The organism is Streptomyces sp. NPDC005811 (genome assembly GCF_040630405.1).
Lineage (GTDB): Bacteria > Actinomycetota > Actinomycetes > Streptomycetales > Streptomycetaceae > Streptomyces.
Map to the genome: position 1 here is coordinate 64,725 of NZ_JBEXXK010000025.1, position 25,942 is coordinate 90,666.

Sequence of the window (25,942 nt, forward strand, 5' to 3'; positions counted from 1 at the left end):
CTGTATCCGGTCGCACCGTCCTCGACTTTGTCCTGCGCGTGGAAAAAGTAGGACCCTACCGCTGCGTAACTACTTCACAGGCTGGAAAATGGTTGTTACGTTCCTCTCCGACGGCCCAACAGCCCAACAGTCCGACGGGGCCGACGCCGGAGAGAGGAGGGACCGTGAGGCGGATGACCGCTCGACCTGAGAACGCGCATCAGGCGCGGCTGCTTCGTCTGCTGCGTGACAACGGCTCCCACTCCCGTGCCCGGATGGGCGATCTGGTGGACCTGTCCCGTTCGAAGCTGGCAGTCGAGGTGGACCGGCTGCTGGAGACGGGACTCGTGGTCGCGGACGGGCTGGCCCCTTCCCGCGGCGGTCGGCGCTCGCACAACATCCGGCTGGCGCCCACGCTGCGCCTCCTGGGTGTCGACATCGGTGCCACCTCGATCGATGTCGCCGTGACGAACGCCGAGTTGGAGGTCCTGGGGCATCTGAACCAGCCCATGGACGTCCGGGACGGGCCGGTGGCGGTCTTCGAGCAGGTGCTGTCGATGGCCGCCAAGCTGAAGGCCTCCGGTCTCGCGGAGGGTTTCGACGGCGCCGGGATCGGCGTCCCGGGGCCGGTCCGCTTCCCCGAGGGCGTACCGGTCGCGCCACCGATCATGCCGGGCTGGGACGGCTTCCCCGTCCGGGAGGCGCTCAGCCAGGAACTGGGCTGCCCGGTCATGGTCGACAACGACGTGAACCTGATGGCGATGGGCGAGCAGCACGCGGGCGTCGCGCGCTCCGTGGGCGACTTCCTGTGCGTCAAGATCGGTACCGGCATCGGCTGCGGCATCGTCGTCGGCGGCGAGGTCTACCGTGGGACGACGGGCAGTGCCGGCGACATCGGTCACATCCAGGTGGAGCCGGAGGGCCGCACATGCGCGTGCGGCAACCGCGGCTGCCTGGAAGCCCACTTCAGCGGCGCCGCGTTGGCCGTCGACGCGGAGCAGGCCGCGCGTGAGGGCCGGTCGGCGCAGTTCGCCGGCAGGCTGGAGACGGCCGGGCGTCTGACGGCCGAGGACGTGTCGGCCGCCGCGGCGGCCGGCGACGCGGTGGCGCTCGAACTGATCCGGGAGGGCGGGAGGCGCCTGGGTCAGGTCATCGCCGGGCTCGTCAGTTTCCTCAATCCGGGACTGGTGGTGATCGGCGGCGGGGTGACCGGGCTCGGGCACACGCTGCTGGCCAGTGTCCGGACCCAGGTGTACCGGCAGTCCCTGCCGCTGGCCACCCGCAATCTACCCATCGTGCTGGGCGAGTTGGGACCGACGGCCGGCGTCATCGGCGCGGCCCGGCTCATCAGCGACCATGTCTTCTCGCCGGCCTGAGTCCGCTCACCGGCCCGACCTCTGTCCGACCCCGTGGGCGACGGAACACCCCGTGCGCCCCTGAGACCCGACGACGTCACCGCGACACGTGTCACCACGACCCGACCGACCCTTGCGCCTCGGTAGCCGCACCAGGCCCCTGGGGCCGTCGCGCCCTCCACAGCCCCGCCGTAACCACCCGTAACCACCCGTAGGCATCCTCGGCGACCGGCTCCCACCACCGCCGCACGGCCGCCGGGCCCCGGCCTGCCCTGCCTTGCCTTTGTCCACCCCTTCTCCAGCTTTCTCCACCCTCCTCCACCTTCCTTTGCCCTGCCTCAGCCCGTACGCCCCGGCGCCCGCGACGCCAGGGGCTCCTCGGAGCCGCCCGGGTGACCGGACCACCGCGTCCGGCCCCGACCGCTCACGGCCCTGTCCGCTCACGGCCCGCACCCGCCGAGGGGATTCCTCATGGCACCACAACCACCCCTGCTCACCATGTCCGGCATCACCAAGACGTTCCCGGGCGTCCGCGCCCTGGACGGTGTGGACCTCGAGGTCCAGGCCGGGGAAGTCCACTGCCTCCTCGGCCAGAACGGGGCCGGCAAGTCCACCCTGATCAAAGTGCTCGCCGGAGCCCACCAGCCCGACGGCGGCGAGATCACCTGGCAGGGCGCGCCCGTGACCCTCGGGTCGCCGATCGCCGCCATGCGGCTCGGCATCGCCACCATCTACCAGGAACTCGATCTGATCGAGGGGCTGTCCGTCGCGGAGAACGTCTTCCTCGGACACGAACCCACCTCCGCCGGGTTCGTCGTGCGCGGCTCCGCCGCCCGCACGGCGACCGCGCGGTTGCTGCAACGCCTCGGGCACGCGGAGATCGATCCCGCGCGGCTCGTCGGCGAACTGTCCGCGGCGCAGCAGCAGATCGTCTCGATGGCCCGCGCGCTGTCCCACGACGTCCGGTTGATCGTGATGGACGAGCCGTCGGCGGCGCTCGACCCCGAGGAGGTGGACAACCTCTTCAGGATCGTGGGCGATCTGACGGCCGACGGTGTCGCCGTCATCTACATCTCCCACCGTCTGGAGGAGATCCGGCGCATCGGCGAGCGGGTCACCGTCCTCAAGGAGGGCCGCTCGGTCGCCGGCGGACTGCCCGCCGCGTCGACGCCGACCGAGGAGGTCGTGGCGCTGATGACCGGGCGGAAGGTGGAGTACGTCTTCCCCGAACGCCCCGAGGCCGGGTTCGCCGCCGGGCGGGAACCGGTGCTGAAGGTCGAACGGCTCACCCGGCGCGGGGAGTTCGCGCCCGTCGATCTGGAGCTGCGGCCCGGCGAGATCGTCGGTCTGGCCGGGCTCGTCGGGTCCGGGCGCAGCGAGATCCTGGAGACGATCTACGGGGCGCGCAGGCCCGACGGCGGCCGTGTCCTCGTCGACGGCACGCCGCTGCGCCCCGGAAGCGTCCGCGCCGCCGTGGGCGCGGGCATCGGCCTCGCGCCCGAGGAACGCAAGGCGCAGGGCCTGCTGATGCTGGAGTCCGTCAGCAGCAACGTCTCGGTCTCCAGTCTGTCCCGGTTCGCCCGCGCGGGCTGGCTCGACCGGCGTACCGAGCGGGCCGCGGCCCACCGGGCGGTGCGGGAACTGTCCCTCCGGCCGGACGATCCCGACGCCGCGGTCAGGACCCTGTCCGGCGGCAACCAGCAGAAGGCGGTCCTCGCCCGCTGGCTGCTGCGGGGCTGCAAGGTTCTGCTGCTCGACGAGCCGACCAGGGGCGTCGACATCGGCGCCCGGGCGGAGCTCTACGCCGTGATCCGGCGGCTGGCCGACGAGGGCCTGGCCGTACTCCTCGTGTCCAGTGAGGTGCCCGAGGTGCTGGGTCTCGCCGACCGGGTGCTGGTCCTGCGGGAAGGCAGCGTCGTGCACACGGCGGACGCCCGCGAGCTCGACGAGCACCGTGTACTCGATCTTGTGATGGAAGGGAGCCCGACACCATGACGCAGCCGACCACCGCGGCGCAGCAGGAAGCGCCGACGTCCGCCGCCAAGTCCACCGGGGGCCAGGGGAGTTCGCGCCGGCTCGGGCTGCGGTGGGACGTGCGCAGTCTGTCCCTGCTCGGTGTCCTCGCCGTCCTCGTCGCGGTCGGCGGGATCACCGCGCCGGACGCGTTCCTCGCGACCAGCAATCTCCAGCTCGTCCTCACCCAGGCGTCCGTGATCGGCGTCGTCACCGTCGGGATGACGTTCGTCATCACCAGCGGCGGGATCGATCTGTCGGTCGGCGCGATCGTGGCGCTCGCCTCGGTGTGGGCGACGACCGTGGCCACCCAGGAGTTCGGCTTCGCGGGCATCCTCTTCACCGCGGTGATCGTCGGTGTGGGCTGTGGTCTCGTGAACGGTCTGCTGATCGCCTACGGCAGGATGGTCCCGTTCATCGCGACGCTGGCCATGCTCGCCTCCGCCCGGGGCCTGGCCCTGCAGATCACCGACGGCAGTACGCAGATCGTGACCGTCGCATCCGTGCTCGACCTCGGTGCCCGGGACTCCTATGTGCTCGGCGTCCCGCCCCTCGTGCTGATCTTCGCCGCGGTCACCGTCATCGGCTGGCTGCTGCTCAACCGCACCACCTTCGGCCGGCGCACCGTCGCGGTCGGCGGCAACGCGGAGGCGGCCCGCCTCGCCGGCATCGACGTACGCCGTCAGCGTCTGTATCTGTACCTGCTGTCCGGACTGTGCTGCGGTATCGCCGCGTTCATGCTGATCGTGCTCGCCGGCTCGGGCCAGAACACCAACGGCAACCTCTACGAGCTGGACGCCATCGCCGCGGCCATCATCGGCGGCACCCTGCTCAGCGGCGGTCGCGGCACCATCCTCGGCTCCGTCCTCGGTGTCCTGGTCTTCACCACGATCACCAACATCTTCGCCCTGAACAACCTCGAGACCGCCGTCCAGCAGATCGCGAAGGGCGCCATCATCGTCGCCGCCGTCCTGGTCCAGCGCCGTTCGGCGCACGGCGACACCTGACGCCGCGCCACAGCCACACACCGCCCAACCCTCACCGCGCACCGCCCAGTCGAAGGGTCGATCCGCCATGGCAAGAATCCCCTCCACCAGCCGCAGAGCACTGCTGTTCGGCACCGCCGCGGTCTCCGCCGGCGCGGTGCTCACGGCCTGCACCAGCAACGAGCCCGCGAAGAAGGAACAGGCCGCGGACAACGCCCCGGTCGCGGACGACAAGCCGGGCAAGGCCGTCACCATCGGCTTCGCCGGCCCCCAGGCCGACCACGGCTGGCTCAACGCCATCAACGACAACGCCAAGTCGCGGGCCGAGAAGTACTCCGACGTCACGCTGGAGATCACCGAGGGCTCCAACGACATCGCCCAGCAGATCGGCCAGATCCAGACCCTGATCAACAAGAAGGTCGACGTCCTGGTGATCCTGCCGGCCGACGGCAAGGCGCTCACCCAGGTCGGCCTGCAGGCGATGAGGGCCGGCATCCCGGTCGTCAACCTGGACCGCGTCTTCGCCTCTCCCCAGGCGTACCGCTGCTGGATCGGCGGCGACAACTACGGCATGGGGCTCAACGCCGGCCACTTCATCGGCGAACGGCTCAAGGACAAGCCGAACGCCAAGGTCGTCGAACTCGCCGGCCTCGACAACCTCGAACTGACCCAGCAGCGCACCAAGGGCTTCGACGACGCCCTGAAGAACTACCCCAACATCAAGAAGGTGGCCCGCCAGGCGGCCGACTTCACGGTCGAGTCCGGACAGGCGAAGATGGCGCAACTGCTCCAGGCGCAGTCGCAGTTCGACGCGCTGTGGAACCACGACGACGACCAGGGCGTGGGCGCGCTGCGCGCCATCGACCAGGCCGGCCGTGACGACTTCCTGATGGTCGGCGGCGCGGGCGCCAAGTCCGCGATGGACGCCATCAAGGCCGACAACGGCGTGCTCAAGGCGACCGTCCTGTACCCGCCGACGATGGCCGCCTCCGCCATCGATCTCGCCCGGGCGCTCGGTCAGGGCAAGGGCGTCGGCGGCCTCGCCGAATTCGAGATCCCGTCCTCGCTGACGCTCTACTCGGCCGTCGTCACCAAGGACAACGTCGACCAGTACCTGCCGACCGGCTTCATCTGACCGGTCCGGGCCGCGTGCCCGAGAACACAGCGACGAGTCACTGACACTCCGACGTGGAGGAATCCGTATGGAACAGAGGGACGGTCGGACCGCACCGCCGGCACTCGGTGTGGGCATGGTCGGCTACGCGTTCATGGGAGCCGCGCACTCACAGGGGTGGCGCACCGTGGGACACGTGTTCGACCTGCCACTGCGCCCGGTCCTGGCCGCGATCGCCGGCCGCGACGCGCACGCGGTGCGGGCGGCGGCCGACAAGCACGGCTGGGCCGCGGCGGAGACCGACTGGCGCGCCCTCGTGGCTCGCGACGATGTGGACCTCGTCGACATCTGCACCCCGGGCGACAGCCATGCGGAGATCGCGATCGCGGCGCTGGAGGCGGGCAAGCACGTGCTGTGCGAGAAGCCGCTGGCCAATTCGGTCGCCGAGGCGGAGGCGATGGTCGCCGCCGCGGAAGCGGCCCGCGCACGCGGGCAGGTGGCGATGGTGGGTTTCAACTACCGTCGGGTGCCCGCCCTCACCTACGCCCGTCGGCTCATCGCCGAGGGCAGGCTCGGCACCCTGCGCCATGTGCGGGTGACTTACCTCCAGGACTGGCTGGTCGACCCCGACTTCCCGCTGACCTGGCGGCTCCAGCGGGAGCACGCGGGGTCGGGGGCGCTCGGCGACCTCGGCGCGCACATCGTCGACCTCGCGCAGTATCTGACGGGTGAGCCGCTGGTCGGCGTCTCCGCCCAGCTGGAGACCTTCGTCAAGGAGCGCCCCCGCCTCGACGGCACCTCCTTCGGTCCGACCGCCTCCGGCGGCACCGGGCGCGGTCCCGTGACGGTCGACGACGCGGCCGTCTTCACCGGGCGGCTCGCCTCGGGCGCGCTCGCCACGTTCGAGGCGACCCGGATGGCCTCGGGGCGCAAGAACGCCCTCCGGCTGGAGGTGAACGGCGCGTCCGGTTCGCTCGCCTTCGACCTCGAGCGGCTCAACGAACTGCACTTCCTCGACCACCGGGAGCCCGCCGCCACCGCGGGGTTCCGCAGGATCGTCGTCACCGAGCCCGAGCACCCCTACCTGGAGGGCTGGTGGCCGCCGGGCCACGCGCTCGGCTACGAGCACACCTTCGCCCACCAGGCCCGCGACCTGGTCGAGGCCATCGCGTCCGGCACCGACCCGCTGCCGTCGTTCGCCGACGGTCTCCAGGTGCAGCGGGTGCTCGCCGCGGTGGAGGAGAGCGCCCAGAAGAACTCCGTCTACACCCCCGTCCAGACCGCCGAGGCCGAAGTCCGCTAGGGAACCGGCAGGAACCCCGTTGGGAGGCACCATGCCACGCCCGTTCACCCTGTTCACCGGTCAGTGGGCCGATCTGCCGCTGGAGCAGGTCTGCCGCCTGGCCGCCGACTTCGGCTACGACGGCCTCGAACTCGCCTGCTGGGGCGATCACTTCGAGGTCGACAAGGCCCTGGCCGACCCCGCCTACCTGGCCGGCCGGCACGCCCTGCTGGAGAAGTACGGCCTGCGCTGCTGGGCGATCTCCAACCATCTCGTCGGCCAGGCCGTCTGCGACCACCCCATCGACGAACGGCACCAGGGCATCCTGCCCGCACGCATCTGGGGCGACGGGGAGCCGGAGGGCGTACGGCGGCGGGCCGCGGCCGAGATCAAGGACACGGTGCGGGCCGCGGCCGCCTTCGGCGTCGACACGGTCGTCGGGTTCACCGGATCGTCGATCTGGCACCTGGTGGCGATGTTCCCCCCGGTACCGGAGCGGATGATCGAGCGCGGCTACGAGGACTTCGCGGAGCGCTGGAACCCCATCCTGGACGTCTGCGACGCCGAGGGCGTCCGCTTCGCCCACGAGGTCCATCCGAGCGAGATCGCCTACGACTACTGGACCACCCGACGCGCCCTGGCGGCGGTGGACGACCGGCCGGCCTTCGGGCTCAACTTCGACCCCAGCCACTTCGTCTGGCAGGACCTGGACCCGGTCGGCTTCCTCTACGACTTCCGGGACCGGATCTACCACGTCGACTGCAAGGAGGCCCGCAAGCGCCTCGACGGGCGCAACGGGCGGCTCGGCTCCCATCTGCCCTGGGGCGACCCGCGCCGCGGCTGGGACTTCGTCTCCGCCGGACACGGTGACGTCCCCTGGGAGGACGTGTTCCGGATGCTGCGTTCGATCGGGTACGCCGGACCGGTCTCCGTGGAGTGGGAGGACGCCGGCATGGACCGCCTCGTCGGCGCGCCGCGCGCCCTCGCCCACCTGAAGCAGTTCGACTTCGACCCGCCCACGGCGTCCTTCGACGCCGCCTTCGGAGGCGGCGACCGCTAGGCCGTCTCCGCAAAGTCCCTCCCCCGGGGGAGGTACCCCCAGCCCCAGCCCCGCGACGCCCGGCATGCCCTCTGGGCCCCGACCGTGGCCGAACCCCCGGCGCCCCGGCGTCAGGACCCGGGCGCCGCCGCCGGGGCGGGCCGGGCTGCCCTGACGACGCCCGTTCTTCTCATCGCCTTTGGGCCGGCGGTGGGCGCGAGGCCCCGGGCCCCGCCCACCGTCCTCCACCCGCACCGGAACATCGACATGGCAGGGAGGCAGCCCGTGACCCACGACGGGAACGCATCGAAGCCCCGGACCGGAGTCTGGTTCGTCGGAGCCCGCGGATCGGTGGCCACCACCGCCGTCGCCGGATGCGCGGCGGTCACCGCCGGACTGCATCCGCCGACCGGCATGGTCACCGAGACCCCACCGTTCGACGGCACCGGTCTGCCGTCCCTGTCCTCACTCGTCTTCGGCGGCCACGACACCGCCCACGGTCCGCTGCCCAAGCGGGCCGAACACCTCACCGCGGCGGGCGTCCTGCCACCCGGCCTCGCCCCCGCCGTACGGGCCGAACTCCGGGCCGCGGACGAGGAGATATGCCTCGGCGGCCCCCTCCCGGACGACCCCCGCGACGACGAGGAACTCATCGCGGACCTCGCCGCGGACCTCACCTCGTTCCGGGCCCGCCACGCCCTGGCACGGGTGGTCGTCGTCAACGTCTCCTCCACGGAGCCGCTGCCCGCGCCCGACGCCGTACGACTGCCGCCCAGCTCCCTCTACGCGGCCGCCGCCGTCCGCGCCGGCTGCCCCTACGTCAACTTCACCCCGTCCACCGGGCTGCGCACCCCGGCCCTCGCCCGCGCCGCCGACGCCGCCGGACTTCCCCACGCGGGGCGTGACGGCAAGACCGGCCAGACACTCCTGCGGGCCGTGCTCGCCCCGATGTTCGTCCAGCGCGCCCTGGAGGTACGGGCCTGGTCCGGCACCAATCTGCTGGGCGGGGGCGACGGAGCGGCGCTGGCCGACCCGGGCGCGGCCGCCGCGAAGAACGCCGGCAAGGAACGCGTCCTGACCGAGACCCTCGGGCACACACCGCAGGGCGAGGTGCACATCGACGACGTACCGGTGCTCGGCGACTGGAAGACCGCCTGGGACCACATCGCCTTCGAGGGCTTCCTCGGCTCGCGCATGATCCTCCAGACCATCTGGCAGGGCTGCGACTCGGCCCTGGCCGCACCGCTCGTCCTGGACCTGGTCCGCCTGGTCGCCCGCGCCCACGAGGCGGGCCTGTCCGGCCCGCTCCCCGACCTGGGCTTCTACTTCAAGGACCCCGACGCGGGCCCGTCCGCCCTGTCGGAGCAGTTCGCCGCGCTGCTGTCGTTCGCCGGCCGGCTGCGGGAGACGCCGTGATCCGCTCCGCCGCGCGGACGCGGCTGCGGGACTGGGCCGAACTGCTCCGCGTCCCGGCGCTGTTCACGGTGCCGGGTGACGCCCTCGCCGGTGCCGCCGCCGCCGGGCTGCGGCCCAACCGGGGCACGGCGTACGCCGTCTGCGCCTCGCTCTGCCTCTACCAGGCGGGCATGGCGCTCAACGACTGGGCCGACCGCGACGAGGACGCCGTCGACCGTCCCCACCGCCCCGTCCCCTCCGGCCGTGTCTCCCCGACGGCCGCGCTGACCGCGGCCGGCCTCCTCACCGCGGCGGGCCTGGCGTTCGCCGCCCGTGCCGGCCGCCGCGCCCTCGTGCCGGCGTCGGCCCTGACCGCCACCGTCTGGGCGTACGACCTCCGGGCGAAGCACACCCCGGCGGCCCCGGCGGCGATGGCCGCGGCCCGCGCCCTGGACCTCCTGCTCGGCGCCACGGCCACCGCGACGGCCCCCGACGCGACGCGCTCCCGCCCGGACACCACCGGCCCGGCATCGCCCGCACCCGCCCTGCGCACGGCCGGCTCCGCCCTCGCCCTGGCCGCCCACACCTACGCGGTGACCGCCGTCTCACGGCACGAGGCGCACGGCGGTTCGACGCTCACCCCCCTCGCCGCCCTCGGCGCCACGACCGCGCTCGGCCTGTGGTCGGCACGAACGGCACGGACCGGCGCGTCGACGGGGATCGTCCCGGCCTGGGCGGCCGCCGCGTACGTCCGTACCGCCGCCGTGCCCTGCCTGCACGCCGCCCTCAACCCGTCCCCGCCCCTCACTCAGCGGGCCGTCGGCGGCGGGATCCGCGCCCTGATCCCGCTCCAGGCCGCGCTCGCCGCCCGGTCCGGCGCGAACGGCACCGCGCTCGCCGTGCTGGGGCTCGCACCCGCGGCCCGCGCCCTCGCACGGAAGGTGAGTCCCACATGAGCCCCCGGCCTCGACTCCGCCTCGGTTACGGCACCAACGGCCTCACCGACCTCCGGCTCGACGACGCCCTCGGCCTGCTCGCGGACCTCGGCTACGACGGCGTCGGGCTCACGCTCGACCACATGCACCTCGACCCGCTCGCCCCCGGTCTCGCCGCACGTACCGCCCGGGTGGCCCGCCGGCTCGACGCGCTCGGGCTCACCGCGACCGTCGAGACCGGCGCCCGCTACGTCCTCGACCCGCGGCGCAAGCACGGCCCCTCGCTGCTCGACCCGGACCCCGCGGGGCGTGCCGCCCGCACCCGGCTGCTGATCACCGCGGTCGGTGTCGCGGCGGACCTCGGAGCGCACGCCGTGCACTGCTTCAGCGGCGTCACCCCGCCCGGCACCGACGACACCACCGCGTGGCGGCGACTCCGGGAGGCGCTCGCCCCCGTGCTCGACGCCGCGGCCGCCGCCGGCGTACCCCTCGCGATCGAACCCGAACCGGGCCATCTCCTCGCCACGCTCGCCGACTTCCACCGGCTGCGCACCGCGCTCGACAGCCCCTCCGCCCTCGGCCTGACCCTCGACATCGGTCACTGCCAGTGGGGGGAGCCGGCTCCGCCCGCGGAGTGCGTCCGGGCCGCCGCGCCCTGGCTGCGGCACGTGCAGATCGAGGACATGCGCCGCGGGGTGCACGAGCATCTGCCGTTCGGCGACGGCGAGATCGACTTCCCGCCCGTGCTGGACGCCCTCACCGCCGTCGGCTACCGGGGCCTGACCGTCGTGGAACTGCCCCGTCACTCGCACGCCGGGCCGGAACTGGCGCGCTCCTCACTGGAGTTCCTGCGGACCGCATCGGCCCGCGCCACGACGGGGGTGCCGGCCTCATGACACAACTCCCTTTCCCGACCCGCGACGACATCGCCGCGACGCTGTCCGACCCCACCGCACGCGCCTGGTTCGACGCGGCACTGGCCGAGGCCGCGGGCGCGGCCGGAACACCACCGGACGCCCCTTCCCCGTACCTCGCCCACCCCTGGGAGCTGCGGTTCGCCGCCGCCGGGCGGCACTGCGGCCACCGGCACGCGGACGCCGTCCGTACGCTGCTGCTGGTCGAGGCCCGGGCGGGAGTCGAGACCCTGACCCGGCTCTACCGGAACGGCAGCGGCGCCGAACGCCGCGCCGTGCTCCTGGCGCTGCCGGCCCTGGTCGAGGGACCGCACGCCGTGCACCTCGTCGCGGACGCCCTGCGGAGCAACGACACCGGCCTGGTCTCCGCCGCCGTCGGCCCGTACGCCGCCACCCACCTCGACCCGCACGCCTGGCGCCACGCGGTCCTGAAGTGCCTGTTCACCGGCGTCCCCCTCGACACGGTCGCGCACTGGACCGACCGCGCGGCCGGCGACGGCGAACTGGCCCGCATGCTCGGCGACCACGCGGCCGAGCGGACCGCCGCCGGCCGCGACGTCCCCGGCGATCTCCGGCGTGTGCTGACCCTGACGGGCGAGGAGCCCAAGGAGCTGTGATGCGTATCTTCGACCCGCACATCCACATGACCTCCCGCACCACCGACGACTACGAGGCGATGGCCGCCGCCGGTGTGCGCGCCGTCGTCGAACCCTCCTTCTGGCTGGGCCAGCCCCGCACCTCCGCGGCCAGCTTCCTCGACTACTTCGACGCCCTCCTCGGCTGGGAACCCTTCCGCGCCGCCCAGTACGGCATCGCCCACCACTGCGCCCTCGCGCTCAACCCCAAGGAGGCCAACGACCCCCGCTGCACACCGGTCCTGGACGCGCTGCCCCGCTACCTCGTCAAGGACGGCGTCGTCGCCGTCGGCGAGATCGGCTACGACTCCATGACACCGGCCGAGGACACGGCGCTCGCCGCCCAGCTCCAGCTCGCCGCCGACCACGGTCTGCCCGCCCTGGTCCACACGCCCCACCGCGACAAGCTCGCCGGACTGCGCCGCACCCTGGACGTCGTCCGCGAGTCGGACCTGCCCGTGGAGCGGGTGCTGCTCGACCACCTCAACGAGACGACCGTCGAGGACGCGAAGGACAGCGGCTGCTGGCTCGGCTTCTCCGTCTACCCCGACACCAAGATGGACGAGGACCGCATGGTCGGGATCCTGCGGACCCACGGAACGGAGAAGGTCCTCGTCAACTCGGCCGCCGACTGGGGGAAGAGCGATCCGCTGAAGACCCGCAGGACCGCCGACGCCATGCTCGCGGCCGGTTTCGCCGAGGACGACGTCGACCGGGTGCTGTGGCGCAACCCGGTCGCCTTCTACGGGCTCGGCGGCCGTCTCCGGCTCGACGTGCCGCAGGCCGAGGGCCTGCACGAGGGCAACTCCGTCCTGCGCGGGGGCGAGTAGGCCATGCGCTTCCGACACCCCGACGGCTCCACCGTCCACGTCGCCTACTGCACCAACGTCCACCCCGCCGAGACCCTCGACGGTGTCCTCGCCCAGCTGCGCGACCACTGCGAGCCGGTCCGCAGATGCCTGGGCCGCGACCGCCTGGGCGTCGGCCTGTGGCTCGCTAGGGACGCCGCACGCGCGCTGATCAGCGACCCGGTGGCCCTGCGGGGACTGCGGGCCGAACTGGACCGGCGCGGCCTCGAAGTGGTCACCCTCAACGGCTTCCCCTACGAGGGGTTCGGCGCCGCGGAGGTCAAGTACCGCGTCTACCGCCCCGACTGGACGGACACCGAACGCCTCGCGCACACCACCGACCTGGCCCGTCTCCTGACGGCGCTCCTGCCGGACGACGTCACCGAGGGGACCGTCTCCACCCTTCCGCTCGCCTGGCGCACCGGCTTCGACGAGCGGGCCGCCGCCACCGCCGCCGCGGCGCTGACGACGCTCACGGGACGGCTCGACGCGCTGGAGGAGCTCACCGGGAAATCGATCCGCATCGCCCTCGAACCGGAGCCCGGGTGCACGGTGGAGACGACCGCCGACGCCATCGGACCGCTCACCGCCCTGCCCGGCGACCGTGTCGGCGTGTGCGTCGACACCTGCCATCTCGCCACCTCCTTCGAGGACCCCGGAATCGCGCTGGCCGCGCTGGAGGCGGCCGGCGTCGGCATCCCCAAGGCACAGCTGTCGGCGGCCCTGCACGCCGAGGAACCCCACCGGCCGGAGGTCCGCGAGGCCCTCGCCGCCTTCGCCGAACCGCGCTTCCTGCACCAGACCCGCACCCTCACACACGGCGGACTGCGCGGCACCGACGACCTCGACGAGGCGCTCGCCGGCGAGGCCCTGCCCGACGGCACACCCTGGCGCGCCCACTTCCACGTCCCCCTGCACGCCCCGCCCGCCGCACCGCTCACCTCCACCCTGCACGTCCTCCAGGAGGCCCTCGCCCTGCTGGTGGGCGGGGTGCGGCCGCGCACCCGGCATCTGGAGGTCGAGACCTACACCTGGCAGGCCCTCCCGCCCGAGCTGCGCCCCCGCACCAGGACCCAGCTCGTCGACGGCATCGCCGCCGAACTGACCCTCGCGCGGGACCTGGTCACCGGCCTCGGCCTGAAGGAGCTGCCATGAGCACCCGCCCCCATCCGCTCCTGGTCCTCGACGTGGTCGGCCTCACCCCCCGGCTCCTCGACCACATGCCCCGCCTCAAGGCGCTGGCCGCCGCCGGCTCCCAGGCCCCCCTGTCCACCGTGCTCCCGGCCGTCACCTGCACCGCGCAGTCCACGTTCCTCACCGGCGCGCTCCCCGACGAACACGGCATCGTCGGCAACGGCTGGTACTTCCGCGAACTCGGCGAGGTACTGCTGTGGCGTCAGCACAACGGCCTGGTCGGCGGCGACAAGCTCTGGGACGCCGCCCGCCGCGTCCACCCCGGCTACACGGTCGCCAACATCTGCTGGTGGTACGCCATGGGCGCCGACACCGACATCACCGTCACGCCCCGGCCGATCTACTACGCCGACGGCCGCAAGGAACCCGACTGCTACACCCGCCCGGCGGCCCTGCACGACGAACTCACCGCGCGGTTCGGCACCTTTCCGCTCTTCCGCTTCTGGGGACCGGGCGCGGACATCGTCTCCAGCCGGTGGATCGCCGACGCCACCCGCCACATCCTGCGCACCCGCCGGCCCGACCTGGCCCTGTGCTACCTGCCGCACCTCGACTACGACCTCCAGCGGTTCGGCCCCGACGATCCCCGCTCCCACCGCGCCGCCGCCGCACTGGACGCCGTCATCGGCCCGTTGCTGGACGACGCCCGCTCCGAGGGCCGTACGGTCGTGGCGCTGTCCGAGTACGGCATCACCCGCGTCAGCCGTCCCGTCGACATCAACCGCGCCCTGCGACGGGCCGGACTGCTCGAGGTCCACACCCAGGACGGCATGGAGTACCTCGACCCGGCGGCGTCCCGCGCCTTCGCCGTCGCCGACCACCAGCTGGCCCACGTCTACGTCCGCCGGACCGAGGACCTGGCGGCCACCCGCGCGGCGCTGGAGGACCTGCCGGGCATCGACGAGCTCCTCGACGACGCCGGCAAGAAGGCCAACGGACTCGACCACCCGCGGGCCGGGGAGCTGGTCGCGCTCGCCGCACCGGACGCCTGGTTCACGTACTACCACTGGCTCGACGACGCCCGCGCCCCCGACTTCGCCCGGCTGGTGGAGATCCACCGCAAACCCGGCTACGACCCCGCCGAGCTGTTCATGGATCCCGAGGATCCCCGGGTGCGGCTCAAGGCGGCCGCGGCGCTGGCCCGCAAGAAGCTCGGCCTGCGCTACCGGCTCGCCGTCGTCCCCCTCGACCCCTCACCCGTACGCGGCAGCCACGGCCGCCTCCCCACGAGCGACGACGAAGGTCCGCTCGTCCTGATCTCCACCCCCCGCGAAGTATCCGGCCGCGTCGCGGCCACCGAAGTGAAGTCCCTGCTCCTGCGGCTCGCCGGCCTCACCCGGGACGGCAGCCGCCCGACACCCGCAGCACCGTGACGACGAGAACGAAAGAGAGAACCACTGTGACCGCTTTCAACGACGAAACCGTCACCGGCGACGCCCTGCGCCGCACGCTCGGCGTGAGCCGCCGCCGCTTCCTCGGCACCTGCACGGCCGCCACCGCCGCGGCGATCGCCGCCCCGGTCTTCGGCGCCTCGCCCGCCCTGGCCCAGGACAGAGCGCAGACCGGCGGGGGTGACCACGGCCGTTCCGCCCTGGTCCCGCCGCACAAGCGCGGCATCATCCTCTACACCGTCCGTGACGCGGTCGGCCGCGACCCGCTGTCCTCCGACCTGCCCTCCGGCTTCCGCGAGGTCTTCAAGCAGCTGTCCCGCTTCGGCTACCGCCAGGTGGAGTTCGCGGGCTACGGCCAGCACGCCAACGCGGCCGGCGGCGCCGACCTGGGCACCGTCAAGGGCGCCCGGCTGCTGCGGTCCTGGCTCGACGCGTACGGGCTGCGGGCGCAGGGCAGCCACGGCTACATCCCGCCGTCCTGGCCGCTGACACCGACCGACCTGGACACCTTCAAGCGCTGGCTGGAGATCGCCAACATCCTCGGCATGGAGCACATGGGCACCGGCGCCGACCCCACGAACACCCCCTACCGGGCCGACTGGGACATCGCCGCCCAGAAGTGGAACACCCTGGGCGCCATCGCCCGCCGCGAGGGCGTCAAGCTCTACACCCACAACCACGACAGCGCCTACGACTTCCTGCTCGACGGCGGCCCGCTCGACGCCCAGGGCCGGCCGACCCGCAGCTCCGGCATCCGGAAGCTGGAGTACTTCCTGACCATGACGGACCGCAAGAACGTCTATCTGGAGCTGGACGTCTTCTGGGCGCACGTGGCCCAGTACAAGTTCCACACGTACACCGCCCACGACGGCTCGGCGCGCGAGCGCGTCTTCGACCCGGCCGCACTCGTGGTCCGCAACACCCACCGCTTCCCGCTCTTCCACGCCAAGGACGGCGTCGTCAACCTCCAGAGCGGCCTCGGCTACGACATGGTGCCGTTCGGCACGGGTGACATCGACTACCGGAGGTTCTTCACCCGGGTGGGCGCGAAGAACTACCACAACCCGATGGTCGAGCAGGACAACGCGCCGAGCACCACCGCGCCCGGCCAGTCCCTGGAGTTCGCCCGGGTCGGCTACGACCACCTCGCCGCCCTGCGCGCCCGTAACTGACGCAGCGTCACTCCCGTTCCCGTTCCCACCAGGCGCGCTCCGGCGCCCGCCGCGCCGAGCGCGCCTGGTCCGTCATGCCATTGACCCGCCTTTGACCCGCCTCCATCCCGCAGCGGTCGGCCGCCGGCCGGAGCCCCGAGCCCCGGACCCCTCTGTGCGGCCGCCGACCAGACCGAAGGAGTTCTGAGTGCGCATCAGACGGATCGTCAGCCTCGTAGGGGCGGCAGCCCTGGCCGGAGCCGTCGGGCTCCTGCCCCTGCCCGCAGCCCAAGCCGCCCCGTCGGCCTCCGGGCCGCCGGCCGCGTCGGACTTTCAGAAGGTCACCCTCAACGACCGCCCGGGCGAGCCGATGGCCCTCGCCGTCCTGCCCGACCGGCGCGTGCTGCACACGGCGCGCACCGGAGAGGTCCGGATCCACGACCCCAAGAGCGGCGTCAACTTCCTCGCGGCCGACCTGAAGAAGAGCCCCGCCGGGCTCTACCAGCACGACGAGGAAGGCGTGCAGGGCATCGCCATCGACCCCGGCTTCGCCAAGAACCACTGGGTCTACCTCTATTACTCGCCCCGCCTCGACACCCCCATGGACGACCCGGCCACCGCGGGAGTCAACGAAGGGGACGCGCCGCAGTTCGGCACGGCCGAGGAATTCGCCAGGTACAAGGGCGTCACCCGGCTGTCCCGGTTCAAGCTCGTGGGGAACAAGCTCGCCTTCGCCACCGAGCAGAAGATCCTCGACGTACCGGCCGACCGGGGCATCTGCTGCCATGTCGGCGGCAAGATCGACTTCGACGGCAAGGGTCATCTGTTCCTGTCGACCGGTGACGACTCCAACCCGTTCGCCTCGGACGGCTACGCCCCGCTCGACGACCGCCCCGGCCGCAATCCGGCCTACGACGCCCGGCGCACCGCGGGCAACACCGACGACCTGCGCGGCAAGGTCCTGCGCATCAAGGTGAAGCCCGACGGCGGATACGCCGTCCCGAAGGGCAACCTCTTCGCACCGGGCACTCCCCGGACCCGTCCCGAGATCTACGCCATGGGCCTGCGCAACCCGTTCCGCTTCGCCGTGGACGACAGGACCGGCGCACTGTACCTCGGCGACTACTCGCCCGACGCCAACAACGCCAACCCCGGCCGCGGACCCGCGGGCCAGGGCCGCTGGATGGTCGTCGACCGTCCCGCCAACTACGGCTGGCCGTTCTGCGTGACCCGAAACCAGCCGTACCAGGACTACGACTTCGCCACCCAGACGTCGAGCGGGGCGTTCGACTGCGCCAGGCCGGTCAACGACTCGCGCCACAACACCGGCCGCAGCGTGCTGCCCCCGGTCACGGACGCGGAGATCGTCTACGGCTACGGCGCCTCCGACACCTTCCCCGAACTCGGCACGGGCGGCATCGGACCCATGGGAGGCCCGGCCTACGCCTACGACCAGCGGAACAAGGCCGAGAACCGCTGGCCCCGGTACTTCGACGGCAAGCCGCTCTTCTACGAGTGGACCCGCGACCAGATGAAGGCCATCACCCTCGGCAAGAGGAACGAGGTCCGGAAGATCGAGGACGCGATCCCCTCGATCAGGACGGACGGTCCGATCGACGCCGAGTTCGGCCCGGACGGCGCGCTGTACGTCCTCGAATACGGCACCGGGTACTTCGCCGAGCTGCCCGAAGCCCAGCTCTCCCGCATCGACTTCACGCGGGGCAACCGCACCCCCGAGCCCCAGGTCGCCGCCGACGTGCTGAACGGCACCAGCCCGCTGACGGTCCAGTTCTCCAGCGCCGGCACGAAGGACGCCGACGGGGACGCCCTCCGCTACGCCTGGGACTTCGACGCCGACGGCACCGTGGACTCCAGGGAGGCGAACCCGAGACACACCTTCACCAGCAACGCCGTCTTCGACGCCACGCTGAAGGTCACCGACAGCACCGGCCGCTCGGCCTCCGCGTCCGTCCCGGTCGTGGTCGGCAACAAGGCGCCGGTCGTCTCGCTCACCACCGACCCGGCACCGCACGGTGGCGCGGCGTTCCACTGGGGCGACACGGTCACCTGGCAGGTCTACGTCACCGATGACCAGCCGGTGGACTGTGCCAAGGTCACCGTCTCGTTCATCCTCGGCCACGACTCGCACGGCCACCCGCTGTCGACGAGCAACGGCTGCTCCGGATCGTTCCAGACCTTCCTGGACGGCGGTCACTCCGGCTCGGACAGCCTGAAGGCGGTCTTCAACGCCACCTACCAGGACACGCCCCCGGACGGCCTGCCGTCCCTCTCGGGCAGCGCGGAGGTGGCACTGACCCCGGCCGACTGACGAACTGCCCCCTCGGCTTGCCCGGAGCGCGACGATGCCTCCGGGCAACCCGTTTCGGGCTCCGGACCCGGCTCATCCGGCGTTGATGATCACGGCCTTGACCTGGGTCCAGTCCTCCAGGTAGTCGGGGCCCATGGAGCGGCCGAAGCCGCTGTGCCGGTAACCGCCGAAGGGTGTGCCGATCGATCCGGCCGGGCCGCCGTCGCCGACCGTGTTGACGGCGACCTGGCCGGCCTCGACCCGCCGGGCGAGCCGGATCGCCCGGCCGACGTCCCGGGTCCAGACGGTGGCGGTCAGGCCGTAGCGGGTGCCGTTGGCGATCGCGACGGCCTCCTCCTCGTCCTCGTAGGTCAGCACGGACAGGACCGGGCCGAAGATCTCCTCCTGGGCGATGCGCATGCCGGGGGTGACCCGGTCGAAGAGCGTGGGCTCGACGAAGTGGCCGTCGTCGTACGGCGCCCCGGTGAGCTTGCCTCCCCCGACGACCACGTCGGCGCCTTCCTCGCGGCCGGCGGCCAGGTAGTCGAGGACGCGCTGCTCCTGGCGGGCGTTGATGAGCGGCCCCATGTCGACCGGCTGGTCCCACCGTCCGACCCGCACGGCGCGGAAGCCCTCCGCGAGCATCTCCACCAGCCGGCCGTGCAGGGAGGAGTGGACCAGGACACGGGAGCCGGCGGCGCAGACCTGGCCGCTGTTCATGATGATGCTGCGCACGATCGCGGGGACGGCCCTGGCCAGGTCGGCGTCGGGGAGCACGATCTGCGGGGACTTGCCGCCGAGTTCGAGCTGGAGGGGGATCAGGTTGCGGGCGCAGGCCTCCATGACCGCGGTGCCGGTGGCGGGGGAGCCGGTGAAGCTCATCCGGCGGATGCCGGGGTGGGCGGGCAGTGCGGCGCCGGCCTCCGGGCCGTATCCGGTGACGACGTTGAGGACGCCGGGCGGGAGGCCCGCCTCCTGGGCGAGCCGGGCCAGGTAGAGGGCGGTCAGCGGGGCGTCCTCGGCCGGCTTGAGGACGACGGTGTTCCCGGCCGCGATCGGGGCCGCGGTGTTGAAGACGGTCATGGGACCGGGCGCGTTCCACGGGATGATGGCGCCGACCACGCCGTACGGCTCGCGCAGGGTCAGGCCCAGGACATCGGGGGACCGGGTGGGCAGGGTGTCGCCGAAGACCTTGTCGGCCTTGCCGGCGAGATAGGTGAGCCGGGCCGCGATCGGGGAGGGGCCGACCGGGTGACCGACCTCGACCGCCTCCAGCAGGTTGATCTCGTCGTCGTGTTCCCTGACCGACTCGGCCCAGCGGTGCAGGAGTTCGCCCCGGGTGGCGGGGCTGGTGTCACGCCAGGCGGGCAGTGCGGCCTCGGCGGCCCGTACGGCGTCGTCGACGTCCTCGGCGGTGCCGCGCGGCACCCGGGCGAGGACGGCGCCGGTGGCCGGGTTCACGACGTCGAGGGTGGCCCTGGAGCGGGCGGGAACCCACTCGCCGCCGATGAGGTGGGCGCCGTCGGGCAGCAGCGCGGCGACGTCGAGCGGGGCAGGCGCGATGGTGGTCATCAAGTTCCTCGGAGGATAGGGGAGTCGAAGGACGTGCAGGAAGGTGCCTAGGCGCCGGGGAGTTCGTCGTGGCGGTGGCAGGCGACGGCGACCCCGTCGTGGTCGGTCGGCTCGGGGCGGGTCGTCCAGCAGGTGTCCCGGGCGAACGGGCAGCGGGGGGCGAAGTCGCAGCCCCCGCCGGGGTGGTCCGCGGGCGGGGCGGCGGTGACCGTCCGCCGCCGCTCGGCCCGGCGGCGGCGCTGGACCTCGGGATCGGGGACCGGCGCCGCCGCCAGCAGCGCGCGGGTGTACGGATGGACGGGGCGGCCGGCGACGAGAGCCGCCGGACCGCTCTCGACGACCCGGCCTGCGTAGAGGACGACGATCCGGTCGCTGAGGTGGCGCACCACGGCCAGGTCGTGCGAGATGAACAGATAGCTGAGGCCGCGGGTGTCCTTGAGGCGGGCGAGCAGGTTGAGGACCTGGGCCTGCACGGAGAGGTCGAGGGCGCTGACCGCCTCGTCGCAGACGACGAACTCGGGCTCCATGACCAGCGCCCGCGCGATGGCGATGCGCTGCCGCTGGCCGCCGGAGAACGCCGACGGATAGCGGCGCAGGGCGCCCGGCGGCAGGCCCACGTCGTCCAGGGCGGCCAGCACCCGCTCGCGGACGGTGTCCTCGGGCAGGCCGAGGTTGTGGCGCAGGGCCTCCGTGAGGGTGTCGCCGATGGTGTGGGCGGGGTTCATGGAGCCGTACGGGTCCTGGAACACCACCTGCATCCGGCGGGCCAGCATCCGGCGGTCCGCGCGGGAGCCGTGGGTGATGTCGGCGCCGTCGAAGGCGACCCGGCCGCCGGTCACGGGGACGAGCCCGAGGACCGCCGAGCCGATGCTCGACTTCCCGGAGCCGGACTCGCCGACGAGCCCGACGGTCTCGCCCCGGTGCACCTCCAGGTCCACTCCGCGCACGGCGTGCACCGCGCCGCCGCGCCGGCCGGCCCGGCGGTAGGTGACGTCCAGGCCGCGGACGCGCAGGAGCGTGGTGTCCTCAGTCATGCGCTGCTTCTCCGATCAGTTCTGCGGGCCGGATGCACCGCGCCGAACGCTCCGGGGCCGTCAGGGGGGAGATGACGACGGGCTTCTCGCGGCACTCCTCGGTCACCCGCGGGCAGCGGTTCTGGAAGTGGCAGCCCACGGGCCACCGGCCGGGCGGCGGTACGGCGCCCTCCACGGCCGGCAGCGGCCGGCCCGGCACCGCGTGATGGGGGTCGGAGCCGAGCAGTCCGGCCGTGTACGGGTGGGCCGGCGTGGTGACGAGCGCGGTGACCTCGGCCTCCTCGACGACCTCTCCGGCGTACATCACCACGGCCCGGTCGCACAGGTCGGCGAGCACGCCCCAGTCGTGGGTGATGAGGATGACGGCCGTTCCCGCCGTGCTGAGCTCGCGCAGCAGGTCGAGGATCTCGGCCTGGACGGTCACGTCGAGCGCGGTGGTCGGCTCGTCGGCGATGACCAGCGCCGGGTCGCCGGCCAGCGCGGCGGCGATGCCGACCCGTTGGGCCATGCCGCCCGACAACTGGTGGGGATACGCCGCCGCGACACGGGCCGGGTCGGGCAGCCGGACCCGTGCGAAGATCTCCAGGGCGCGCCTCCGGGCCTCCTTGCGGGTGCAGCCGGTGTGGACCCGGACCGCCTCCGCCACCTGGGCGCCCGCCGTGAACGACGGGTCCAGACCGGCGACCGGGTCCTGGGAGATCCATCCGATACGGCGGCCCCGGACCCGGCGGAGCAGGGCGGCGTCGGCCCGTGCGAGGTCGTCGCCCTCGAACCGGAGGGTGCCGGAGGTGATCTCGCCGCCCGCGGGCAGCATGCCCAGCAGCGAGGTGGCCGTGACGGACTTGCCGCAGCCGGTCTCGCCGACGATGCCCAGCACCTCACCGGCCCTCAGGTCGAAGGAGACGTCCCGGACGACATCGGTCGGTGTCCCGTCGACGGGCAGTGCCACGGTCAGTCCGCGGACCGACAGCAGGGCGTCCTCGGCCGGAGCCGTGGACGACGCCCGGGGCGCCCGGAGCAGGGACCGCCGCGCCGCACGCCGACGGGACGGGGGCTGGTCGGCAGGGGGCGCGTACCGCTCGGCCAGGGTGTCGCGCAGCCCGTCGCTCAGCAGCCCGAGCGCCAGGACGAAGCTGATGATCATGAAGCCGGAGGGGACCAGGAGCCACGGGTCGGTGCCGATGTTCTTGGACGCCTCGGCGATCAGATTGCCCCAGCTGGCCTCGGTGGTGCCCAGCCCGAGGAAGCCGAGGCCGGTCTCCAGCAGCACGGCGTAGGCGCCGTAGACCGAGGCCTGGACGAGCACGACCCCGGCGACATGGGGGAGGACGTGCCGTCGGACGATGACCCGGTCGCCGATCCCGTTCGCGACGGCGGCGCGGACGTACAGCTCCTCCTTGACGCCGAGCGTGGCCGAGCGGACGACCCGGGCCAGCAGCGGCGCCCCGAGGAGGCCGTTGGCGGCCATGGCGGCGCGCTCGTCGTTCGTGAAGACCGACAGCACCACGAGCAGCACGATGATCACGGGGACGGCCGAGATCAGGTCGGCGCTCCTGAGGACCAGCCGGTCGAACCAGCCGCCCCGGTATCCGGCGACCAGGCCCGCGGGGACGCCGAGCGTCAGATACACCGCCAGCGTGATGAGCACGCCGAGGAGGGTGACCTGACCCCCCTGCATCAGCCGGCTCAGCACGTCGCGGCCCAGTTCGCCGGTGCCGAGCCAGTGGGCACCGCCGGGGGGTTGCAGGGCCGAGGTCAGATCCTGCTCGTCGGCGCCGTAGGGGGCGATCCGGCCGGCGGCCAGGGTGACGAGGAGGACCAGCAGGAGATAGGCGGCGGAGGCCACCGCGGCGGGCTTGCGGACGAACCGGGCCACGAGGCCGTGGGACGGGGACGCCGGCCGCCGGCCGGCGCGGGCGGCCTCCGTGTCCTTCGGTTCCGCGCTCTTCATGTCGGTGCCCTTCATGTCCGCACCTTCGGGTTGAGCATCGTGTACACCACTTCGATCAGCAGGTTGATCAGCATCACGGCGACCGTGAAGACGAGCGCGACGCCCTGGACCGTCGGGATGTCCTGGGTGGTCGCGGCGGTGACGGCCAGTCCGCCGAGGCCCGGCATCACGAAGAGGGTCTCGGCGAGCACGGTGCCGCCGAACAGCGTCACCACGACCACGCCCAGCACGGTGACGATCGGGGCGGCGGCGTTGCGCAGCACATGCCGGAGGAGGACCGACCGTTCGGGGATGCCGCGCGCCCGCAGCACGCGGACGTAGTCGCGGTTCAGCTGGGTCAGCACACTGTCGCGGGTCTGTTTGGCCACCGGCGCGGTGGCCGGTACGCCCAGGGTCAGCACGGGCAGCACCAGCGACTGGAACCACTGCACGGGGGAGTCGCCGAAGGGGACGTATCCCGTGGCCGGGAAGACGGGCAGCCGTACGGCGAACGCGGTCATCAGCACCAGGCCGAACCAGAAGTTCGGCACCGCCAGCCCGATCAGCGCGACGCCGTCCACGGCCCGCCCGAGCAGACCGCCCCGCAGCGCGCTGAGGACGCCCAGCGCCACTCCGGCGACGGCGGCCACCAGGATCGCGCCGCCGATGAGCGACAGCGTGACGCCCAGCCGTGAGGTGAGCTGGTCGCTCACCGGCACGCCCGAGGTGAGCGAACTGCCCAGGTCGCCCCGTACGGCGTCGGCCAGCCAGTCCCCGTACCGGACCGGCAGCGGGTGGTCGAGGCCGAGCCGGGCGTCGAGCGCCCTCACCTGGGCGGGGCTCGCGTTCGCGCCCAGGATCGTACGGCCGGGGTCGCCCGGGACCAGGGTGGTCAGGACGAACGTCAGAACGGTCACGCCGAACACCACGGGGACGGCGCCGACGAGCCAGCGGAAGAGGATCCTGTGCACGGCGTCTCCTACTTGGTCGCGTAGAAGGCGAGCGGGCTGGCGAACGGGGCGCCCGCGCTGACCTCGACGCCACCGGTGCCGGGGCGGACGTAGTAGTTGACGGGGGTGAAGGCGACCGGGGCGAACCAGGCGTTCTCCACCAGGTACTCCTGCATCCGCCGGTCCAGCCCGGCCCGTTCGGCGGGTGCGGCGGCGGCCGCCTCCTCGAACAGGTCGGTCAGTTCCGGCGCGCTGCTGCCGAAGCCGTTGAACACCTTCGAGCCGGGCATGAACAGGTCCAGGCCCTCCAGGTACATCGGCTCCTCGGTGAACCCGCCGGAGACCGCCGGGTACTTGTGGTTGGTCTGGTTCTCCACGAAGGAGGTGATGCTGGTGACGGCGGTGACCTTCACCTTGATGCCGACCTTCGCCAGCTGACCGGCGACGGCCTGGGCCATCGTGTCGAAGCCGACGAACGTGGCCGCGAGGACGGGGAGTGCGAAGCCGTCCGGGTAGCCGGCCTCCTTCAGCAGCTTTTTCGCCTTCGCCGGGTCGTAGGCGTAGTGGTCCGCGAGGTCCTCGGAGTAGCCGTCGCCGCCCTTGACGACGGTCTGCACGGTCGGCGTGCCGCTGGAACCGAGCAGCGCTTCGGTGACCGTCTCCCGGTCGATGGCGTAGTTGATCGCCTGCCGTACGCGGACGTCACCGAGGGGCTCGGAGACTTCGCCCGCGCGGTCGATCAGGCTGAGCCCCTGGAGGATCACCGGCAGGCCGACGGTGCTCATCCCGGCGGACTTCGCGGAGGCGGCGGAGGTGTAGTCGCCCTTGTAGACGTCGATCTGACCGGTCTTCATGGCGTTGATCGCGGTCTGGCCGTTCTGCACGATCCGGATCACGATCTTCCGGTAGCTCTGCCGGGACTTGTCGTAGTAGTCCGGGTTGGCGGTGTAGGTGTAGTGGTCGCCCGCCACGCTGTCGGAGGGCGAGTAGACGTAGGGACCCGCGCCCTGGCTGGCCTTGGTCGGGGTCAGGCCCGCCGGGTCGGCCAACCCCTTGGGGCTGATGATCTGGCCGATGCCGTAGGACTGGGTCAGCAGGGTCGGCAGGATCGGGTTCGGCGCGGCGAGCCTGATGGTCAGGCCGAGGTCGCCCGAGGTCTCGATCGTCGCGTCGGTCAGGTAGTGGGCCTGGTTGCCCTGCGCCTTCTTCGCGTACTCCAGCGACGCCTTCACCGCGTCGGCGGTCACGGGGGTGCCGTCGGCGAACCGGACGCCGGAGCGGAGCGTGATCGACAGCTCCTTGTTCCCGGTGCCGACGTACTTCCAGGACTTGGCGAGGGCCGGTTCGACCGTGCCCTTCGGGGAGAGGTAGAACAGCGACTCGTACGACAGCATCGTGAAGTCGACGAAGCCCAGGTCGATGCTGCCGGGGTCGAGCGAGGACGGGGCCTGCTGCTCGGCGACGGTGAGGGTGTCGCCGGCGACCTTCGTACCGCTGTCGGAGCCACCGTCGGCGGCGGCGCCTCCGGTGCCTCCGCCGCACGCGGTCAGCGTGAGCGCGAGGGCGGTGCACAGGGTGACGAGGCCCGCTGGGGCGGAGCGGGCGGACCGGCGCGTTCTCCGTACGGCCGGGCGGGGTGCTGCGTCGTGGGACGTCATGGTCTCTCCTTGCTGGGAGCTCGGCGGGGCGCGGCCGTGCACTCGGGGCAGGCGGACGGAAGGGGTCCGCGGCGGTCGCGCGGGCCGGTGGTGTCCTGCGGGGGAGTGGTGGGGAGTGGTCACGTCGCGTGGACCGCCGCGCGGCAGACGGCCTGGGGCCGTGCGGGGCGGGCGGTGACGGATGAGCGGCGTCGAACCGGAGGTGCTCCCGCTGCTCGCGAGGGTGGTGCTCGGGGGTACTGCCGCACCGGGGGCTGGC

The 25,942-nt window shown here is 72.7% G+C and carries 20 protein-coding genes; 15 read left to right on the forward strand and 5 right to left on the reverse strand.

Annotated elements, in window-relative coordinates; genetic code table 11:
- Positions 1–173 precede the first annotated feature (173 nt).
- The 15 genes from ABZ490_RS26265 (at position 174) to ABZ490_RS26335 (ending at position 18,560) form a co-directional block, all read left to right on the forward strand.
- Positions 174–1,355: an ROK family protein gene (locus ABZ490_RS26265; RefSeq protein WP_358994548.1), complete on the forward strand. Its 1,182-nt coding sequence runs from the start codon at positions 174–176 to the stop codon at positions 1,353–1,355.
- 450 nt (positions 1,356–1,805) lie between these two features.
- The gene (locus tag ABZ490_RS26270) at positions 1,806–3,329 is read left to right on the forward strand and encodes a sugar ABC transporter ATP-binding protein (RefSeq protein ID WP_358994551.1); all 1,524 of its coding nucleotides are present in this window, start codon (positions 1,806–1,808) and stop codon (positions 3,327–3,329) included.
- Positions 3,326–4,354: an ABC transporter permease gene (locus tag ABZ490_RS26275; protein WP_358994554.1), complete on the forward strand. Its 1,029-nt coding sequence runs from the start codon at positions 3,326–3,328 to the stop codon at positions 4,352–4,354. The genes ABZ490_RS26270 and ABZ490_RS26275 overlap by 4 nt, the downstream gene beginning before the upstream one ends.
- 67 nt (positions 4,355–4,421) lie before the next feature.
- Complete coding sequence (locus tag ABZ490_RS26280) at positions 4,422–5,468, forward strand: substrate-binding domain-containing protein (RefSeq protein ID WP_358994557.1); 1,047 nt, start codon at positions 4,422–4,424, stop codon at positions 5,466–5,468.
- Between the two features lie 67 nt (positions 5,469–5,535).
- Entirely contained in the window at positions 5,536–6,750 is a 1,215-nt protein-coding gene (locus ABZ490_RS26285; protein WP_358994560.1) for a Gfo/Idh/MocA family oxidoreductase, read from the forward strand.
- A 31-nt stretch (positions 6,751–6,781) separates the two neighbouring features.
- A complete protein-coding gene (locus ABZ490_RS26290; protein WP_358994563.1) occupies positions 6,782–7,789 on the forward strand; it encodes a sugar phosphate isomerase/epimerase family protein in 1,008 nt (335 codons plus the stop codon).
- A 246-nt stretch (positions 7,790–8,035) separates the two neighbouring features.
- The gene (locus ABZ490_RS26295) at positions 8,036–9,184 is read left to right on the forward strand and encodes an inositol-3-phosphate synthase (protein WP_358994566.1); all 1,149 of its coding nucleotides are present in this window, start codon (positions 8,036–8,038) and stop codon (positions 9,182–9,184) included.
- Positions 9,181–10,119: an SCO3242 family prenyltransferase gene (locus ABZ490_RS26300; protein WP_358994569.1), complete on the forward strand. Its 939-nt coding sequence runs from the start codon at positions 9,181–9,183 to the stop codon at positions 10,117–10,119. Before ABZ490_RS26295 ends, ABZ490_RS26300 begins: the two co-directional genes overlap by 4 nt.
- Positions 10,116–10,994, forward strand: a complete 879-nt coding sequence (locus ABZ490_RS26305; protein WP_358994571.1) for a sugar phosphate isomerase/epimerase family protein — start codon at positions 10,116–10,118, stop codon at positions 10,992–10,994. The genes ABZ490_RS26300 and ABZ490_RS26305 overlap by 4 nt, the downstream gene beginning before the upstream one ends.
- On the forward strand, positions 10,991–11,629 hold the full coding sequence (locus ABZ490_RS26310; protein ID WP_358994574.1) for an EboA domain-containing protein: 639 nt from the start codon (positions 10,991–10,993) through the stop codon (positions 11,627–11,629). Before ABZ490_RS26305 ends, ABZ490_RS26310 begins: the two co-directional genes overlap by 4 nt.
- Complete coding sequence (locus ABZ490_RS26315; RefSeq protein WP_358994577.1) at positions 11,629–12,477, forward strand: TatD family hydrolase; 849 nt, start codon at positions 11,629–11,631, stop codon at positions 12,475–12,477. The genes ABZ490_RS26310 and ABZ490_RS26315 overlap by 1 nt, the downstream gene beginning before the upstream one ends.
- A gap of 3 nt (positions 12,478–12,480) precedes the next feature.
- Positions 12,481–13,650 carry a metabolite traffic protein EboE gene (gene eboE, locus ABZ490_RS26320; RefSeq protein WP_358994580.1) on the forward strand — a complete coding sequence of 390 codons (1,170 nt, stop codon included), beginning with the start codon at positions 12,481–12,483 and terminating at the stop codon, positions 13,648–13,650.
- A complete protein-coding gene (locus ABZ490_RS26325; protein WP_358994583.1) occupies positions 13,647–15,062 on the forward strand; it encodes a nucleotide pyrophosphatase/phosphodiesterase family protein in 1,416 nt (471 codons plus the stop codon). Before eboE ends, ABZ490_RS26325 begins: the two co-directional genes overlap by 4 nt.
- Before the next feature lie 26 nt (positions 15,063–15,088).
- A complete protein-coding gene (locus ABZ490_RS26330) occupies positions 15,089–16,252 on the forward strand; it encodes a sugar phosphate isomerase/epimerase family protein (protein ID WP_358994586.1) in 1,164 nt (387 codons plus the stop codon).
- A gap of 187 nt (positions 16,253–16,439) precedes the next feature.
- Positions 16,440–18,560: a PQQ-dependent sugar dehydrogenase gene (locus tag ABZ490_RS26335; protein WP_358994589.1), complete on the forward strand. Its 2,121-nt coding sequence runs from the start codon at positions 16,440–16,442 to the stop codon at positions 18,558–18,560.
- 72 nt (positions 18,561–18,632) lie between these two features.
- Here ABZ490_RS26335 and ABZ490_RS26340 read toward each other — a convergent pair whose 3' ends face one another.
- Genes ABZ490_RS26340 through ABZ490_RS26360 form a run of 5 tightly spaced genes read right to left on the reverse strand, consistent with a single transcriptional unit; the run spans position 18,633 to position 25,683 of the window.
- Positions 18,633–20,111 (reverse strand): aldehyde dehydrogenase family protein, encoded by a 1,479-nt coding sequence (locus ABZ490_RS26340; RefSeq protein ID WP_358994591.1) that lies wholly within the window; start codon positions 20,109–20,111, stop codon positions 18,633–18,635.
- Positions 20,112–20,158: 47 nt separating this feature from the next.
- Positions 20,159–21,145, reverse strand: a complete 987-nt coding sequence (locus ABZ490_RS26345) for an oligopeptide/dipeptide ABC transporter ATP-binding protein (protein ID WP_358994594.1) — start codon at positions 21,143–21,145, stop codon at positions 20,159–20,161.
- On the reverse strand, positions 21,138–23,111 hold the full coding sequence (locus ABZ490_RS26350) for a dipeptide/oligopeptide/nickel ABC transporter permease/ATP-binding protein (protein WP_358994597.1): 1,974 nt from the start codon (positions 23,109–23,111) through the stop codon (positions 21,138–21,140). Before ABZ490_RS26350 ends, ABZ490_RS26345 begins: the two co-directional genes overlap by 8 nt.
- Positions 23,108–24,046: an ABC transporter permease gene (locus tag ABZ490_RS26355; RefSeq protein WP_358994600.1), complete on the reverse strand. Its 939-nt coding sequence runs from the start codon at positions 24,044–24,046 to the stop codon at positions 23,108–23,110. The genes ABZ490_RS26350 and ABZ490_RS26355 overlap by 4 nt, the downstream gene beginning before the upstream one ends.
- 8 nt (positions 24,047–24,054) lie before the next feature.
- A complete protein-coding gene (locus ABZ490_RS26360) occupies positions 24,055–25,683 on the reverse strand; it encodes an ABC transporter substrate-binding protein (RefSeq protein ID WP_358994603.1) in 1,629 nt (542 codons plus the stop codon).
- Positions 25,684–25,942 lie beyond the last annotated feature (259 nt).

Excerpts from the sequence above, each read along its gene's own strand:
- ABZ490_RS26265 (WP_358994548.1), top strand. The coding sequence starts at position 174 with ATGACCGCTCGACCTGAGAACGCGCATCAGGCGCGGCTGCTTCGTCTG.
- ABZ490_RS26270 (WP_358994551.1), top strand. The coding sequence starts at position 1,806 with ATGGCACCACAACCACCCCTGCTCACCATGTCCGGCATCACCAAGACG.
- ABZ490_RS26275 (WP_358994554.1), top strand. The coding sequence starts at position 3,326 with ATGACGCAGCCGACCACCGCGGCGCAGCAGGAAGCGCCGACGTCCGCC.
- ABZ490_RS26280 (WP_358994557.1), top strand. The coding sequence starts at position 4,422 with ATGGCAAGAATCCCCTCCACCAGCCGCAGAGCACTGCTGTTCGGCACC.
- ABZ490_RS26285 (WP_358994560.1), top strand. The coding sequence starts at position 5,536 with ATGGAACAGAGGGACGGTCGGACCGCACCGCCGGCACTCGGTGTGGGC.
- ABZ490_RS26290 (WP_358994563.1), top strand. The coding sequence starts at position 6,782 with ATGCCACGCCCGTTCACCCTGTTCACCGGTCAGTGGGCCGATCTGCCG.
- ABZ490_RS26295 (WP_358994566.1), top strand. The coding sequence starts at position 8,036 with ATGGCAGGGAGGCAGCCCGTGACCCACGACGGGAACGCATCGAAGCCC.
- ABZ490_RS26305 (WP_358994571.1), top strand. The coding sequence starts at position 10,116 with ATGAGCCCCCGGCCTCGACTCCGCCTCGGTTACGGCACCAACGGCCTC.
- ABZ490_RS26310 (WP_358994574.1), top strand. The coding sequence starts at position 10,991 with ATGACACAACTCCCTTTCCCGACCCGCGACGACATCGCCGCGACGCTG.
- ABZ490_RS26315 (WP_358994577.1), top strand. The coding sequence starts at position 11,629 with ATGCGTATCTTCGACCCGCACATCCACATGACCTCCCGCACCACCGAC.
- eboE (WP_358994580.1), top strand. The coding sequence starts at position 12,481 with ATGCGCTTCCGACACCCCGACGGCTCCACCGTCCACGTCGCCTACTGC.
- ABZ490_RS26325 (WP_358994583.1), top strand. The coding sequence starts at position 13,647 with ATGAGCACCCGCCCCCATCCGCTCCTGGTCCTCGACGTGGTCGGCCTC.
- ABZ490_RS26340 (WP_358994591.1), bottom strand. The coding sequence starts at position 20,111 with ATGACCACCATCGCGCCTGCCCCGCTCGACGTCGCCGCGCTGCTGCCC.
- ABZ490_RS26345 (WP_358994594.1), bottom strand. The coding sequence starts at position 21,145 with ATGACTGAGGACACCACGCTCCTGCGCGTCCGCGGCCTGGACGTCACC.
- ABZ490_RS26350 (WP_358994597.1), bottom strand. The coding sequence starts at position 23,111 with ATGAAGGGCACCGACATGAAGAGCGCGGAACCGAAGGACACGGAGGCC.
- ABZ490_RS26360 (WP_358994603.1), bottom strand. The coding sequence starts at position 25,683 with ATGACGTCCCACGACGCAGCACCCCGCCCGGCCGTACGGAGAACGCGC.